Genomic DNA, 15,488 nt, shown 5'->3' on the forward strand with positions numbered 1-15,488 from the left:
AGGAATATCGCACATAAATTGGGGCTTACCCACTGGGAAAAATTGCCTATCTCTTAGCAAAACAGCCGCAGGAGGCCACATTGTCCACACTTTCAGCTTTTCCGGTGACGGCGCGCTGGCCCGCCCTCAATCCCGAGGTGATCCAGCTTTATTCGCTGCCCACGCCCAACGGGATCAAGGTGTCCCTGATGCTTGAGGAGACCGGCCTGCCCTATGAGGCGCATCTGGTCGATTTCGGGAAAAATGACCAGCTCAGCCCGGAATTCCTGTCGCTGAACCCGAATAACAAGATCCCGGCGATGATTGACCCGCATGGGCCGGGGGATAAGCCGCTGCCCTTGTTCGAGAGCGGGGCGATCCTGCTCTATCTTGCCGAGAAAAGCGGGAAATTCCTGCCCGAGGCCAAACGCTGGCAGGTGATCCAGTGGCTGATGTTTCAGATGGGTGGGCTTGGTCCGATGTTCGGCCAGCTGGGCTTTTTTCATCATTTCGCGGGCAAGGAGATCGAAGATCCGCGCCCGAAGGAACGTTACCGTGCCGAGGCAGAGCGGCTTTTGAAGGTGCTCGACCAGGCGCTTGAGGGGCAGGACTGGCTGGTTGGCGACTATACCATCGCCGATATGGCAATCGGGCCCTGGCTCAATACGCTGAAAGGCTTTTACAAAGCCGCCGAAATCGCAGGCTGGGCGGATCTGAAAAACGTGCCGGCCTATCTGGACCGGATCCTTGCGCGTCCGGCCATGCAGCGTGCCATGAATATCCCCGCCCGCGGGTAAGGGCAGCGGGTGGGGTTGCCCCCGCCCGTGCATTCAGCAGGGCTTTTTCCAGCCGTCGATCACCAAAATCGCCTCTTCTGCGGTCTCGACCATGCGGAAGAGGTCGAGATCTTCCGGAGAGATCACCCCCGCATCCGCCAGTTGGCTCCAGTTGACCACACTTTCCCACCAGCTCTTGCCAAAGAGCAGGAAGGGCACGGGCTTCATCCGATGAGTCTGGATCAGGGTCAGCGCCTCGAACATTTCGTCGAGCGTGCCAAAGCCGCCGGGGAAAACCACGATGGCCTCGGCCCGCATCAGGAAATGCATCTTGCGGATCGCGAAATAGTGGAAGTTGAAGCACAGATCCGGTGAGACATAAGCGTTCGGCGCCTGTTCATGCGGCAGCACGATATTGAGGCCGATGGAATGGCCCCCGGCATCTGCCGCGCCGCGATTTCCCGCCTCCATCACACCCGGCCCGCCGCCGGTCACGATCACGCCTTTGCGCCCGTAAGACCCCAGGCTGCGTTCGGTCATGATCTTCGCGAAACGGCGCGCCTCATCGTAATAGGGCGAGAGATCGGCCAGCGCTTTGGTCTTTGCCTGATCGCGATGTTCCGGTGCGGGAATGCGGGCCCCGCCGAACAGGACGATGGTGGTCTCGATCCCGCGTTCATCCATGATCAGCTGCGGCTTCAGCAGTTCCAGCTGCAGCCTTACCGGACGCAGATCTTCGCGCGTCAGAAAATCCTGGTCGGCAAAGGCCAGCCGGTACGCCGGGGCGCGGGTCTGCAGCGTATCGGGGCATTTATCTGCCGCGACCAGATCCTGGCCACTGTCCCGGAACGGATGATTGCGCGACTCGTCGTTCATGATACCTCCCACCAGTCACCGGGCCGATTGCGTGACCCGGATACAAGCCTTATAGCCCCATGGACCTGAACAAAACCCTGTCACGAACGAAGCCTGCCAGAACAAAACTGTCCGAATAAATCTGCCCGAGGAGATCCACATGTCGAACGCCGCGCTGGAAACCGCAATCGAGGCCGCCTGGGAGGCGCGCGATACCATCACCCCGGCCACGAAAGGCGAGGCGCGTGATGCGATCGAGGCGACACTGGAATCGCTCGACAAAGGCCAGCTGCGGGTGGCCGAGCGCCAGGCGGATGGGGTCTGGCATGTGAACCAATGGGCGAAAAAGGCGGTCCTGCTGGGGTTCCGTCTGAAAGATATGGAGATCCATGAGGGCGGCTCGCAGGGCGGCACCTGGTGGGACAAGGTCGACAGCAAGTTCAACGGCTGGGGTGAGGCGGAATGGAAAACCGCTGGCTTCCGCGCGGTGCCGAACTGCATCGTTCGCCGTTCGGCCTATATCGCGAAAGGCGTGGTGCTGATGCCGTCTTTCGTCAATCTCGGCGCGCATGTTGACGAGGGCACCATGGTCGACACCTGGGCGACCGTTGGCTCCTGCGCGCAGATCGGCAAGAATGTGCACCTGTCCGGCGGCGTTGGCATCGGCGGCGTGCTGGAGCCGATGCAGGCCGGCCCGACCATCATCGAGGATAACTGCTTTATCGGCGCGCGGTCCGAGGTTGTCGAGGGCTGCATCGTGCGCGAGGGCTCGGTCCTCGGCATGGGCGTCTTCATCGGGAAATCGACCAAGATCGTCGACCGTGAGACCGGTGAAGTGATGTATGGCGAAGTGCCGGCAGGATCGGTCGTGGTCGCGGGCTCGCTGCCCTCGAAGAACGGGGTGAACCTTTACTGCGCGGTGATTGTGAAACGGGTGGATGCGCAGACACGGTCCAAGACCTCGATCAACGAGCTTCTGCGCGACTGAGCCGCAGGTGAACAGGGGCGCGGGTCGGTTTCTGATCAGAAACCGGCCCAAATCCTTTGAAGGATTTGGGGGCGCGACATGGAAGATGTTGAGAAGCCGGTAAAAGAAAAGCGTCCGCAGCAGGTCTATTCGCTGGTGGTCGAGGTTGGTCGCAAGGCCGGCGATGGTCTCCCGGAGAAAGCGACCGGTGCGGCATTGCTGTGCTATGCCTCGGGTGTGGATGAGGCAGAGGCGGTGCGCGAGACGGTGGCGATCCTGAAGGAAGCCGATCTCTCACCGCTGGAAGTCCAGGGGCTTGGCACGCTTGAAGAGCGCCGGGCCGCCGGGGATGAGATCGGCGAGGACGAGGTTGTGCTGATGGAGCGCGCTCTGGCCGAGAATTCGGTGATCGTGGCGCAGATGACGCCGTTCTTCGACTGACCTTATTCGCCCGGTTGAAAACACAATTGCGGGGGCAGAAGAGGCGCCTTCCGGGCGGGGCTGTGGAAGGGGAAATGTCGCGGCCCGCGACCCGCTGACCTGGCTTGCCGCGCGCTGGATCCAGGGTCGGGGCAGGTCAGTGCCGTCTCGCCTTGCTGAGCACAGCATCGCTTTCCCCCTCTCTGAAGATCAGCAAGGGTCAGATCGCAGTGCCCGTCTCTGTTCTGTCTCCGGGGAGGCTCTAGACGTCGCTGGCGGGAATATTACGCCAGAAGGAAAAGGCTCAGCGCAAGGCCCGGCCTTTGATGATGGCATCCTTGCCGAAACGGGCGCGGATCGCGTCGGCCGCATGTTCCGCCTTTGCGCGCTGGGCGGCAGTCGGGTCGAGAAGGTCGGGGCTGCGGTCGGCCTCAGTTCCGGGGCAGAGATCTGCAAGGCCGGTGCCGATCAGGCGGAACGGGCCCCTGACGCCCGCGCGGTCGAGCAGATCGCGCGCGGTGCGGTAGATGCGGTCGGCAAGCTGGGTCGCGTCTGACAGCGCCTGGCGGCGGGTGACAATCTGGAAGTCACCCTTTCTCAGCTTGAGCGTGACGGTGCGGCCGGCGAGGTCCTTGGCTTTCGCGCGGTCCGAGACCTGTTCGGCAAGCCGCCAGAGATGGCCGTCGAGCAGATCTGCATCGGTGGTGTCCTCAAAAAATGTGGTTTCCTTTGAGATGGATTTCAGACCGGTATCGCGGCTGACGCGGCGATGGTCTTCGCCCCGCGCCAGGTGCCAGAGGCGTTCGCCCATCTGGCCAAATCGCAATGCCAGATCGCGGCGGTCCCAGCGGAGGAGATCGGCAATGGTTCTGACCCCGGCGGCCTCAAGCGCGGTCCGGCTCGCGGCGCCGACACCCCAGATGATGCCAACCGGCTTTGGCGTCAGGAAAGCCTGGGTCTCGGCCCGCCCGATCACCGAAAAGCCGCGCGGCTTATCGAGATCCGAGGCAATCTTGGCCAGAAATTTGTTATGCGACAGGCCGATCGAGCCGGAAACGCCGATCTCGTCCTCCATCCGCTTTGTCAGCCGCGCGAGCAGCACGGCAGGCGGCGCGCCATGCAGCCGCGCGGTGCCAGAGAGATCGAGAAAGGCCTCATCCAGCGACAGGGGTTCAATGTCGGGGGTCAGCTCTTCCATCATGGCGCGGATCTGCCGCGACGCTTCGGCGTAATGCGCGATGCGGGGGGGTACCACCACGGCCTCGGGGCAGAGCTTCAGCGCCTGGAACATCGGCATGGCCGAGCGCACGCCTTTGATCCGGGCAAGATAGCAACAGGTCGAGACCACGCCACGCCTGCCGCCGCCGACGATCAGCGGCTGGTCTCGCAGCGCCGGATTGTCGCGTTTTTCAACGCTGGCGTAAAAGGCGTCGCAATCCATATGGGCGATGGAAAGGTGGTCGAGCTCGGCATGGGCGATGACCCGGGGCGAGCGGCAGGAGGGGCAGCGGCGGCCACGCCCCACCAGGCCCGGTTGGTCGATACCTGGCTGTCCTGGTTCGAATCGGGTCAGGCAATCGCGGCAGAGGGCTGGCATAATAGCGGGGATCATACCCGGAACGTCGGCCTTGGAACAGAGGTGGCGGTCCCGGTTCGGCCTTGGCGGGCAGGGGATTTGCTGTCTGGGGCCTGATGGGCGGTGATTTATGGACAGTGGCGGGAAAACCCTGTATGGCGCCCCCAGGCCTGTCTGCTCCGGGCCGCGACCGGGAGGGTTGCGGCGGTGCTCTGGGCCTTCTTTCTGGCTCATATGCGGGGGCGGCTGGCCCCCTGACAGGACAAATAATGACGATTGATTCTATCGCAGGCCCGCTTAAAGCGGCGCTGGCAGCCAAGGGCTATTCCGCGCTGACCCCGGTGCAGGAGGCTGTGCTGGCCCCCGAACTGATCGGGCGCGATCTGCTGGTTTCTGCACAGACCGGGTCGGGCAAGACAGTGGCCTTCGGCCTGGCCATCGCGCCCGAGGTTCTGGGCGGCATCGACCGGCTTCTGCCGCCGGAAAAGCCGCTGGCTCTGGTCATCGCGCCGACCCGCGAACTGGCGCTTCAGGTGCAGCGCGAACTGGTCTGGCTGTATGAGGGCGCGGTCGTGGCCTCTTGCGTGGGCGGGATGGATTACCGCACCGAACGCCGTGCACTTTCCCAGGGCGCCCATATCGTGGTCGGCACTCCGGGCCGGTTGCGCGACCATGTCGAGCGCAAGTCGCTTGATCTGTCGGAACTGGCGGCGGTCGTCCTCGATGAGGCCGATGAGATGCTGGATATGGGCTTTGCCGAGGATCTGGAATTCCTGCTGGGCGGTGCCCCGGAAGAAAAGCGCGTGCTGATGTTCTCGGCCACGGTGCCGAAAGAGATCGCCTCGCTTGCCGCGACCTATCAGCGCGAGGCGCGCCGGGTCGAGGTGAAATCTTCGGCCAGCCAGCATGCCGATATCGAATATCGCGCGATCTCGGTGTCGAACCGCGACAAGGAACCGGCGATCTTCAATCTTCTGCGCTGGTATGATGCGCAGGTGGCGATTGTCTTCGCCAAAACCCGGGCCAATGTGAACCACCTGCATGCGCGGATGGTGAACCGGGGCTTCCCGGTGGTGGCGCTTTCGGGCGAGCTGTCGCAAAGCGAGCGGCTGCATGCGCTCCAGGCGCTGCGCGACGGGCGCGCCCGCGTCTGCATCGCGACCGATGTGGCGGCACGCGGCATCGATCTGCCGGGGCTGGATCTGGTGATCCATGCCGATCTGCCGACCAATCCGGAAACATTGTTGCACCGTTCGGGCCGGACGGGCCGCGCCGGGCGCAAGGGGACCTCGGTCCTTGTGGTGCCGCAGGCCGAATTCCGCAAAGCGAACCGTATCCTGCAAGGCGCCAAGCTGGTCGCCGAATGGGGCAAGGCGCCGGGCGCTGATGAGGTGCAGTCGCGCGAGGATGAGCGTCTGATCTCGGACCCGGCTCTGACCGAGGCGCCGGGCGAAGAGGCCGGGATCGCGGCTGATCTGCTTGAGGCACATGGCGGCGAGGCAATCGCTGCAGCTTTTGTGCGGCTGTGGCGCGCCAAGCGTTCGGCTCCGGAAGAGCTGGTCGAAGACCTGCCGCCCCCCGCCGCTTTGCCGCCGCGTGAGCGGGGCGAGTTCGGGCCATCGGTCTGGTACAAGCTTTCGGTCGGGCATGAGGGCCGGGCCGAAGCGCGCTGGCTCCTGCCGAAAATCTGCGATGCCGGCGGTATTTCGAAAGACGGGATCGGCGCGATCCGGGTGCAGCAGGATGTGACCTATGTGCAGATCGCCGAGCAGCTGGCCGGGCGGTTCAAAGAGACGACCGAGATCGAGCCGGGTCTTACGATGGAGCGTGTCGCTGAGGCGCCGGAATTCGGGCCGAAGGGCCGGGTGACCGGTGGCCGGCCCGAACGCGCCCCGCGTGAAGGCAAACCGGCCTGGTCGCCGCGCCCGTCGCGTGGCGAGGGCGAAGAAGAGGCGCCGCGCCGTCCGCGCGCCCCGCGTGAGGCAGCTGAAAGCGGCGAAGCACGCAAGCCTTGGGCAAAGCGTGAGGATGGCGATGCGCCCCGTAAGCCCTATGCGCGCCGTGAGGACAGCGATGCGCCGCGGAAACCCTATACGCGCCGTGAAGACGGTGATGCGTCGGCCAAACCGCGCTGGACGCCGACCGAGGGCGAGCGCCCGATGCGCGATGACCGGCCGTCAAAGCCCGCACCGCGCTCAACCGGGTTCAAATCGCATGGTGGCAGCCCGGATCGCCCGGCGCGCTCTACCGGCTTCAAGAGCCATGCCGGCGCGCCGAAGGGCCGCGACTCTTATGCGGGCCGCGATGAGGCGCCGCGCAAACCGCGCGCCGAAGGGGGCGCCGAGGGCCGGCCTTTTGAGAAACGGGACGGCAGCAAGCCTTACGCCGGGAAATCCGCAGCGGCAAAATCGGGTGATGCGAAACCGGCCTATAGCAAAGGCGCACCGCGCGCGGCCGGCAGCAAGCCCTTTGGCGCGAAACCTGACGCAGGCAAGGGCTTTGCGCCGCGCAAGCCTGCGGCGCGTCCGGCAGATGCCACCGATACCTCAAAGCGTTTCACCCCTCCGAAACGCCCGCGCAGCTGAGCGCAGCGCTGACCGATGCCCCGCTAGGGCAACATGATATGACGGCCCCTCGCTTTCTCAGCCAGGGGCCGTTTGTTTTGCCCCCCGCAAACCGGCTGCTGGTGACGCTGGGCTGATTGGCGTTCGCCCGGACCTGCGACACAGAATTTACGTCACCCGCTCATCCGGGTGCCGGGGTATGCGTTTTCGGCAGGAAACCACTCTGCTGCCAGGCCGAGCAGCTGGGAGTAGCTCAGAGGTTTTTCCAGCGCGAGGGTGACACCTGCGGCTTCGAGGTCCCGACATTCGGACCCCAGCGTCGAGGCGGTGATGCCGATGATCTGAACATTTTTGTCAGTCTTGCGGATTTCTCTCACGATTTCGCAACCGGTACTGCCCGGCAGCAGCTGGTCGACGAGGATCAGATCGTAATTCCCGCGCGCCCACATATCCAGACCGGCTGGTCCGGTCTCGGCCCTGTCGACCAGGTGAAACAGCCGTCGCAGCCTCGTGCGGGTGATCTCGCCGACAAGGCGGTTGTCCTCGATCAGCAGAACCTTCCGGGCAAACCAGCGCGGTGCGCCGGCAGAATTGGCCGGGTCTTCTTCGCAAAGTGTCCCTGGCATCTGGGTCGGGGTGGGGGCAGTGACACTGCGCACCGGGTGGCTCAGCACGAAATGGGCGCCCCTGGGTGTTTCAAGCAGGTTCAGCTCGCCACCGAACAGAGTGATGGCCTTGCGTGCGGTATAAAGGCCAAGCCCGGCGCCGCCACGCCCCGGGCGGTGTTCGGGCGGCGTGCTGAAGGGCTCGAACATCCGCGCGCGTTCTGCAGCTGCGATGCCGATGCCATTATCGGCGACCTGCCAGGTGAGCATGACCTCGGCACCAGCCCCGCGACCTGCAATCACGCTGAGGCGGATTGCCGAGCCTTTCGAATGCAGGATCGCGTTGTGAAGTAATTTTGAAAGCGCAATGAAAACCCGCGCGAAATCGCCGCGAAACTGCAGATCGGCGCTCTCCGTCCGGCTGGCCTCAATTGTAATGCCATGGGTGCTGGCGACCGGCGAGAAAATCTCAAGCAGTTGGGATATCAGGTCGATGGGCGTAAAGCTCTGCCCGACGGGAAGGGCTGAGGCGCCAGAATCTGCCCTGAGATCTTCGATGATCGAGCTGATCCGGTCCATCGTTTGTTCAAACCCTTCTCGAACATCTTCCCAGAGCGCGCCGTTGCGCAGCTCTTCGGCGAGCATCGAGAGGATGGCGATGGGGGTGCGCAATTCATGTGCGGCAAAGGAGAGCAGCCTTTCCTCGCGCAGGACGGCATCTGCCAGCAGCCTTTCTGCACGTTCGGCCAGTTCTTTTTCATGCGAAAGGCTGAAAAGCGCGAGCCAGGCGGTTGGAAGGGTCTTCTCCAGCACCCGCGCTTCGAAAAGCTGCGACCCGCTGACCTCGCGGCGCGTTTCACCAGCGGGTTTCATCTGCAGGCGAATTCTGACCGGCGCGGACTGTGCTCCCTCTGGCTTTTGCAGCTCGCGCAGCAAATCGAGCAGCCCGCTCGAGGCGCTTTCATGGAAGATTCGATTGAAGCTGACCGGTGGCCCGCGCTCTGCCGAAAAGGCGGATCCGAAGGGGAAATGCACTATCTGCTTTTCCAGGTCGAGCAGAACGAGCCAGCTGGTCGAATCGCGGTTGAAGGCTGAGATCACCGCGGGCGGAGGGTCGCCGGCCCGGCGCACGAGAGTGCCGCCGCTGCGTCGGCTGGTGCGCATGATGCTGAAAGGAAGCGCCAGCAGAAGCGCAATGAGACCCGGGTCGCCTGTCGGATCGCTGAGCAACCAGCCGCAAAACAGCGGTGTCGAGAGGCAGAGCAGCATTCCCATAAGGGTCAGCGCTGTGAAACGCCGCATCAGAAAAACTGTGAGCAGCGCGGGCACCAGCAACAGGGTGAGGAAGCCGGAGGACGTTTCAGCAGCGACACGGTTGCCGGTAATGATCCCGTAGCCCAGCATGGCGGCTATGGCGAGAAAAACCGGGGTCAGTTCAGATGGCGCCATTTCCTTGCGGTCACTGGCGATGGTTACGGCAAGCCCGAAGAGGAGTGTAATGCCGGTTGTGAGGGCGGCGAGCGCTGCGGCCAGCAGGGCGCGTTCGGCCGAGAACGGGGAGCTGAGGCCCGGCAGCACCATGGTTGCGATAAGCCAGAACCCGGTCGTATAGACCGAACAGGCGAAAATCAGATGAATAGGGTGGATCAGTACTTTTGAAGTGGCGACGGCCTGCCAGCTGAGCACCTGCCGCGAGGCGCGGGCCAGCAAGGCGAGCAGGGCGCCGCCCCCCCAGCAGAGTGACGTCATGACAACGGGCTCGCCGGTACCGGTGCCAGCGGGCAGAAAGAGACTGCTGAATCCGAATGCAGGCTGCAAGAGCAACGCAGCTATGAGGACGAGCACCAGGGTGATCCGGCCGCCAAACCTGTCCATCGGCAAGAGTGCCGTGAGGATACCTGTCAGGACAGCGCCAAAAACTGCGGTTGCGAGTGGCTGCACGGTCGGTTGTTTGGCGAGCGGGGTCAGGATCTGACCCGCCGCCGGTATGAGGGTCAGGCAAAAGACCGTGGCCGGGCGCCAGCTCCCTTCTCCCTCACTATGTTTCCGTTTCTGGTCCATTGCGGGGGTCCTCGCCGTCAGCCGGTGGTGATCAGACGGTAGATCGCGGGCGCAAGCAGCAGGATCAGCAGCGGGGGCACAGTGAAGATCATTGTCCCGAGCCTCATCTTGGTTGGCAGCACATTTGCTCGCTCTTCGATCTGACGCACCCGGCGGTCGCGCAGATCGGCGCTGAACACCCGCAATGTATGGGCGACCGGCGTGCCCATCGTGCCGGATTGCACGATGATGGTGGCGAGCTGACGCAGATCATCATTGCCGGTCTCGAGGGCGAGCCGGCTCCAGGCATCCTGTCTCTCGGCTCCAGCGGTCAGCGCCTCGGTCAGCGCCTGGAGACGGGCGGAAAGATCGGGGTGTACCGGTTCCAGTTCTTCGGCGACGCGCAGCAATGCGAGATCGGTGGTCTGCCCGGCCTCGACGCAGACGAGCATGAAATCCAGCGCATCCGGCAGCGCGATGGCGATCCGCTTTTTCCAGGCCTTGCGCCTTCTGTCAACGATGAGGGTGGGCAGAAAATAGCCCGCGAGAAAGGCGCCCACCAAAGCGATCGCCTTTTTCACCGGGGTGAGTTCGCCGAGGGGCCCGATAAGGACCAGAGACGTCGCAACCAGGGCGACCAGCAGGACCGTCAGCCCGATTTTAACCAGAGTGAAATAGCGCGCGGCCTCGGGATGGCTGAAGCCGGCCTGGAAGAGCTGACGCCGCAGCTCGGCCGCATTGCCGGAGAGTGGCGCGGGGGCGGCCGGATCGCTCAGCTCCCTGGCGCGGAAGGCGCTTTCCGGCAGGCGGCTGACCACCAGCATGGCCAGTGAGAAAAGCGATCCGCCGAGTGTGAAGGCACCGAGGAAAAACAGGGATGAGGTCATTTCCGGTATCCGCCTGCCAGATTTCTGAACTGCCGTGTGATTCCACTTGGACCAGCCAGCGCATGAAGAGAATGTTGAGAAAGAGCAAAGTCCCCACCAGGCCCAGCATTGGCAAAAAGAAAGGTTTGTCAGATATTTCCGAGAAATAATCGGGATTCACCATAAGAAGCATCCCGGTTGCGCCCAGCGGGAAAAAAGACAGGAACCGCCCGGACCATTTCGCTTCCGAGGTGATGGAACGCACCTTGCGGTGCAATTGCTGTCGCCCGCGCGCGATGGCGGCGAGCCGGTCCAGCACTTCGGCGAGATTACCGCCGGTGTTGGACTGGATCGCAACTGCCGCCGCGAAAAAGCGCAGGCCCTGACAGTCCGTTCTGTTTGCCATGTCGCGCAATGCGCTCACCGGTTCCTGGCCATAGCTGATCCGCGCCGAGGTTTCAGAGAACTCTTCCGCAATCGGGCCGCTGAGCTCTTTCCCGGCGGTCTGAACAGCCGGACCCACCGGCTGGCCCACCCTGAGCGAACGCACGATCAGATCCATAGCTTCGGGAAGGGCTTCCTCGATGGCCAGGGCGCGACGGTGGATCAGACGCCGGACCTGCAGGATCCAGATGGTCACGGCGAGGATCAGGCCGCAGGCAACCCCGATCGCGAGCCCGAGTCCAAGGATGACATGCGCCAGCAATGTCACAACCGTGGTAACCGTGAGGACGAGGATCAGGGCGAGATCGCGGGGCAGCACATCTGCTCGCCCGCCGGCGGCCGCACCAGACAGGCCCAGCCAGTTTTTGTGCAACCCGTCCCGGCGGAGTGCGATGGCATCGGCCGCTTCCAGCAGCGGGTCCTCGCTGCGGACCTGCCCCGAGAAACGCCGGATCGCCATAAGCCGCCTGCGCCGTGGGCCAAGCTCCGAAATCTGCCACAGAGCCAGCAGGAGGAGGCCGCAGCCGAGGGTCAGGATCAGGCCGAAGGTCAGGGAAAGGGACATGGTCATACCCCGTAGAGATCAGGGGGAAGGGAAATCCCCCAGCGTCGGAAGCGGTCGGACCAGGCCGAGCGCACCCCCGACGAGCCGTAACCGCCCTCGACCCTGCCATCCGGGGTGACGCCGGTATGCTCAAAGAAGAAAAGCTCCTGCATGGTCATAACCTCGCCTTCGCAGCCGGTGACTTCTGTGATGGAGGTCACTTTGCGGCTGCCGTCTTGCAGCCGGTTGACCTGCACGATCAGATTGACCGCGCTTGCGACCTGGCGCCGCAACGCGCCGAGCGGGATCTCAACGCCCGACATCGCGACCATGTTTTCCAGCCGGCTGGTGGCGTCACGGGCGGAGTTGGCGTGGATCGTGGTCATCGAGCCATCATGACCGGTATTCATCGCCTGTAGCATGTCGATCACCTCATCGCCGCGGGTTTCGCCCACGATGATCCGGTCGGGGCGCATCCGCAGGGCATTTCTCAGGCAGTCGCGCTGGGTAATGGCGCCTTTGCCTTCGATATTCGCGGGCCGGCTTTCCATCCGGCCGATATGCGCCTGCTGCAATTGCAGCTCTGCGGTGTCTTCGACGGTGATGATCCGCTCTCGCTTGCCAATAAAGGCCGAAAGCGCGTTCATCAGCGTGGTTTTCCCCGATCCCGTGCCGCCCGAGATCACGATATTCAGCCGGCAGGCGACGGCGGCCCGCAGGTATATGGCCATCTTATCGCTCATGGCGCCAAGAAAGGTCAGCTGTTCGAGGCTCAGCTTGTCTTTGCGGAACTTGCGGATCGAAACCAGCGTGCCGTCCAGCGCAATCGGCGCGATGACCGCATTGAGCCGCGACCCGTCAGGCAGACGGGAATCGACATAGGGCGTTGATTCGTCGAGCCGCCGCCCCGCCATGCCGACAATCTTTTGCAGGATGCGCCGCAGATGCGCCTCATCCTGGAATTGCACATCGGTGATCTCGAGCAGACCACCTTGTTCTACGAACACCTGTTCCGGCCCATTGATCAGAATGTCGGAAACCGTCTCGTCATTGATCAGGATTTCAAGCGGGCCAAGGCCCATCACCTCATAATAGAGGTCTTCGACCAGTCCATCCCGTTCCGACCGGCTGACAGCGACGCTTTGTGACGGGATCAGTGCTTTGAGGACCGCGGCGATTTCGGCCTTAATGTCGTCCTCAGAGGCCTGCACCAGCGCGGAAAGGTTCAGGATTTCCAACAGTTGCTGATGTGCCTGCTGCCGGATTTCGGCAAGCTTCCGGCGCCGTTGCCTGGCTGTAGTAACGTCAGGCGAGGGGATGGGCTCGGCTTCGGCTATCCCTGACAGGGGAAGATTCTGTGCGGCGACCGGCGTGGTCTCGCCGAATTTGCTCTGGCGGAATTTGTCGAACATCAGGCGGGTCCCGTTTCATTCAGATGACGGCGCCCGATCTTTGGCGCCAGGAGTTCACCGAGGCCGAGGATCCCCTTGCGCAGCGGATTGTCCGGAGCCGCCCGCCACAGGGGAGTGCCGGAATTGCAGGCCGCCCCGACCTCAGGACCGCCATCGGGCAGAAGGCGGAAGAAGCCTGCGCCGAGACCGGTTTCAAACCCGTTTCGCGAGGCGGTCCAGCCCGCATCGGGCCGGGCCGGCACCATGTTCAGCAGATGAAAGAGCCGGCCATCGGCGAGTCTTTCGGACCGCAGCAGGGCGAGCAGCCGCGCCATATTCTGGGCCGAGCGCACATCGGCCCGGCTGGTGGTGAAAATGGCGTCAGCCTCGGCCCAGGCGGTTCCGCTCCAGTCGGTGATCAGATGTGGCAGATCGAGAAGGATCAGATCGGCACTGTCGCGGGCAAGCGCGAGAATGCGGCGCAGATCCCGTTCTGAAATCCCATCGACCGGCAGGATTTCCGCAGGGGCTGTGAAGACCCGCAGATGGTCAGAATGACGCAGCAGACAGGACTGAAAGGAGTCGTAGTCCAGCGCCGAAAGCTGCCGATAGGCGTCGGTCACCCGCGAATTTGCCGGCAGATCAAGATAGGTGCCGACGTTTCCGAATTGCGGATTGAGGTCAATCAGACAAATTTCCGAAGGCGGAGACAGGCGAGAGAGCTCGATCGCAAGGTTGACCACTATCGTAGTGGCGCCGACGCCGCCGGCAACCGGCTGAAAGGCCAGAATTCGGCAAGGGTGCTGCGGCAGCTCGGGCGCGGTGAATGCCTTGATCTGCGGCGCGGCATTCACCGACTGCCGGCGCAACAGGCGGCTCACCAGGGTTCTGCCGGTCTGGGGCGCAACCTCATCCGGGCGTCGGGCCGAATCTGGCGAGGGTAAGGTTTCATCGCGCGCGATGCCTGGAAGGTCAGCTTCGTGTTCAGCGCGACGATCTGGCGGGGCGAAGGGGGGGCCGTAATGGATTTGCATCTCGGGGATTTGTGGCAGGGTCAGCCTCGCGCCGGGTGGCAGCAGCAACGCAAGTTCACAATTGAGGCTGGCCGCAGCCTGCAAAACACCGGTCACCAGTTTTGGCGCGGCCGATTTGCCGGTATCCGGGGCGAGGATGATCTGGTCGAAATCCTGCGCTTCTGGCTGATGCAGCATTTCCAGCGCCTCGGTCAGGCTCAGATCGGAACGGATGGCATTCGCCGGCAGATGCACAAGCCAGGCCGACATCCGTAAAAGCGCATCGAACCCGTCGCAGATCGCACAGATCCTGAGCGGCGCGTCGTCTTCAGCTGTTGGGGCAGGATCCTCTGTCAGCATGGCACATCCATCACCGACCGTGCTCCGCCACGCACGATGGCGGTCTGGCACCTTGCGCGGGCCGAGACCTGCGCGATCCCGTCGGTCTGTCCCTCGCGTACCACCAGTGGCAAAGTTGCCAGATCGGCCGGGCCAACCACAAATTCTTCGTGCTCAAGGCTCAGCTTGCGCGCTGCGGGCAGGATGCTGAACACGCCTGAAGACGATGCCTCCACCACACGCATCGCGTCCTGCGAGGCGCCTTCGAGCATCATTTTATCGGCCAGCGGCCCCTCGCCGCTGTTGCCCGGAAGCGCGAGGATCCGCAGGGCCGAGCCGATCATCCGCGTCTCGGTGGTGCCGCCACCGATATTGCGGGTCCATAACAGGTCGACGGGATCACCCGGTTTCAGCCGATCAATAAAATCCAGCAGATTTTGTGCCTTGATGGCGATGGCCCTGGCATCGCCGGAGAGAATAAACCCGTAATCAGGGCCCCCGGCAGATGTGGCAATATCGCCATTCAGGACGAGCGCCCCCTGACGCATTGCGGCCAGCGCGATAAGGCCGCCCTCACTCGGGGGAGGGAGCTTTTGCAACACATTGGCCGGAAGGAAGCTGCCCGGCATCCTGACCGGCAGGAAATCTTCCTGGCTGAGGATACTGCCCGGGGCGAGGTCGCGGGCCGGTACCGGCACCTGCACGGTGTCACCAAAGGCGCGCAGGCTGACCCTGGCGGTGGCGAGTTCCGTTTCCAGCGCGCGTGAATACTGAAACGTCCCGAAACCCGCGGCCACAGAGAGCAGGATGCCAAACAGGATAAGCATCAGAATCCTGACTTTCACGGTATGTCCTCCCCTCCTGGCGGCAGGTCGGGCACTGGCCCTTCCTCGCGGCCGATTTCATACACCGCATCCGAGATGATGCCGCGCAGACCGAGCGTGACCTGATCCGCGCCGCCCGAACTCAGCCAGATGCCTATAAAGGTTGTAAGCGCCGCCGCTGCCACGCTGAGGAGCAGCCAGTCGTCACGCCCGGTGCCGGTTTCGAGCCGGAGGAAGAGATGGAGCGGATACATGCCTGCCGGCCCTTGCTGAAAATCAGGGGCA

The 15,488-nt window shown here is 63.4% G+C and carries 12 protein-coding genes and 1 pseudogene; 4 read left to right on the plus strand and 9 right to left on the minus strand.

What is annotated here, in order from left to right:
- The first annotated feature begins 80 nt into the window (after positions 1-80).
- Positions 81-776 carry a glutathione S-transferase N-terminal domain-containing protein gene (locus tag AC4FS3_RS02810; RefSeq protein ID WP_491019267.1) on the plus strand — a complete coding sequence of 232 codons (696 nt, stop codon included), beginning with the start codon at positions 81-83 and terminating at the stop codon, positions 774-776.
- A 33-nt stretch (positions 777-809) separates the two neighbouring features.
- On the opposite strand, the gene AC4FS3_RS02815 is transcribed toward AC4FS3_RS02810, so the two are convergent.
- Complete coding sequence (locus AC4FS3_RS02815) at positions 810-1,631, minus strand: LOG family protein (protein ID WP_491019268.1); 822 nt, start codon at positions 1,629-1,631, stop codon at positions 810-812.
- Between the two features lie 139 nt (positions 1,632-1,770).
- Between AC4FS3_RS02815 and dapD the strand changes: the two genes are divergently transcribed.
- Positions 1,771-2,598 (plus strand): 2,3,4,5-tetrahydropyridine-2,6-dicarboxylate N-succinyltransferase, encoded by an 828-nt coding sequence (gene dapD / locus AC4FS3_RS02820; RefSeq protein WP_092899983.1) that lies wholly within the window; start codon positions 1,771-1,773, stop codon positions 2,596-2,598.
- Positions 2,599-2,676: 78 nt separating this feature from the next.
- Positions 2,677-3,018 (plus strand): DUF8846 family protein, encoded by a 342-nt coding sequence (locus AC4FS3_RS02825; RefSeq protein WP_092899981.1) that lies wholly within the window; start codon positions 2,677-2,679, stop codon positions 3,016-3,018.
- A 283-nt stretch (positions 3,019-3,301) separates the two neighbouring features.
- On the opposite strand, the gene AC4FS3_RS02830 is transcribed toward AC4FS3_RS02825, so the two are convergent.
- Positions 3,302-4,594 carry a DNA polymerase IV gene (locus AC4FS3_RS02830; protein WP_491019269.1) on the minus strand — a complete coding sequence of 431 codons (1,293 nt, stop codon included), beginning with the start codon at positions 4,592-4,594 and terminating at the stop codon, positions 3,302-3,304.
- Positions 4,595-4,842: 248 nt separating this feature from the next.
- Between AC4FS3_RS02830 and AC4FS3_RS02835 the strand changes: the two genes are divergently transcribed.
- Positions 4,843-7,158, plus strand: coding sequence for a DEAD/DEAH box helicase (locus AC4FS3_RS02835; protein WP_491019270.1), 2,316 nt, complete (start codon positions 4,843-4,845; stop codon positions 7,156-7,158).
- A 152-nt stretch (positions 7,159-7,310) separates the two neighbouring features.
- On the opposite strand, the gene AC4FS3_RS02840 is transcribed toward AC4FS3_RS02835, so the two are convergent.
- From AC4FS3_RS02840 to AC4FS3_RS02870, 7 genes and pseudogenes are all read right to left on the minus strand, one after another.
- Positions 7,311-9,803, minus strand: coding sequence for a hybrid sensor histidine kinase/response regulator (locus AC4FS3_RS02840; protein ID WP_491019271.1), 2,493 nt, complete (start codon positions 9,801-9,803; stop codon positions 7,311-7,313).
- Positions 9,804-9,820: 17 nt separating this feature from the next.
- Positions 9,821-10,669, minus strand: coding sequence for a type II secretion system F family protein (locus AC4FS3_RS02845; protein ID WP_491019272.1), 849 nt, complete (start codon positions 10,667-10,669; stop codon positions 9,821-9,823).
- Between the two features lie 223 nt (positions 10,670-10,892).
- A pseudogene (locus AC4FS3_RS02850) lies at positions 10,893-11,663 on the minus strand (type II secretion system F family protein); the annotation flags it as partial.
- Positions 11,660-13,048, minus strand: coding sequence for a TadA family conjugal transfer-associated ATPase (locus AC4FS3_RS02855; RefSeq protein ID WP_491019273.1), 1,389 nt, complete (start codon positions 13,046-13,048; stop codon positions 11,660-11,662). The pseudogene AC4FS3_RS02850 and the gene AC4FS3_RS02855, both read right to left, overlap by 4 nt.
- Positions 13,048-14,400, minus strand: a complete 1,353-nt coding sequence (locus AC4FS3_RS02860; RefSeq protein ID WP_491019274.1) for a CpaE/TadZ family protein — start codon at positions 14,398-14,400, stop codon at positions 13,048-13,050. Before AC4FS3_RS02860 ends, AC4FS3_RS02855 begins: the two co-directional genes overlap by 1 nt.
- The gene (gene cpaB / locus AC4FS3_RS02865; protein WP_491019275.1) at positions 14,394-15,224 is read right to left on the minus strand and encodes a Flp pilus assembly protein CpaB; all 831 of its coding nucleotides are present in this window, start codon (positions 15,222-15,224) and stop codon (positions 14,394-14,396) included. Before cpaB ends, AC4FS3_RS02860 begins: the two co-directional genes overlap by 7 nt.
- Positions 15,221-15,457: a hypothetical protein gene (locus AC4FS3_RS02870; protein ID WP_491019276.1), complete on the minus strand. Its 237-nt coding sequence runs from the start codon at positions 15,455-15,457 to the stop codon at positions 15,221-15,223. Before AC4FS3_RS02870 ends, cpaB begins: the two co-directional genes overlap by 4 nt.
- Between the last annotated feature and the right edge of the window lie 31 nt (positions 15,458-15,488).

This window comes from Pseudogemmobacter sp. TB195, from assembly GCF_058313095.1.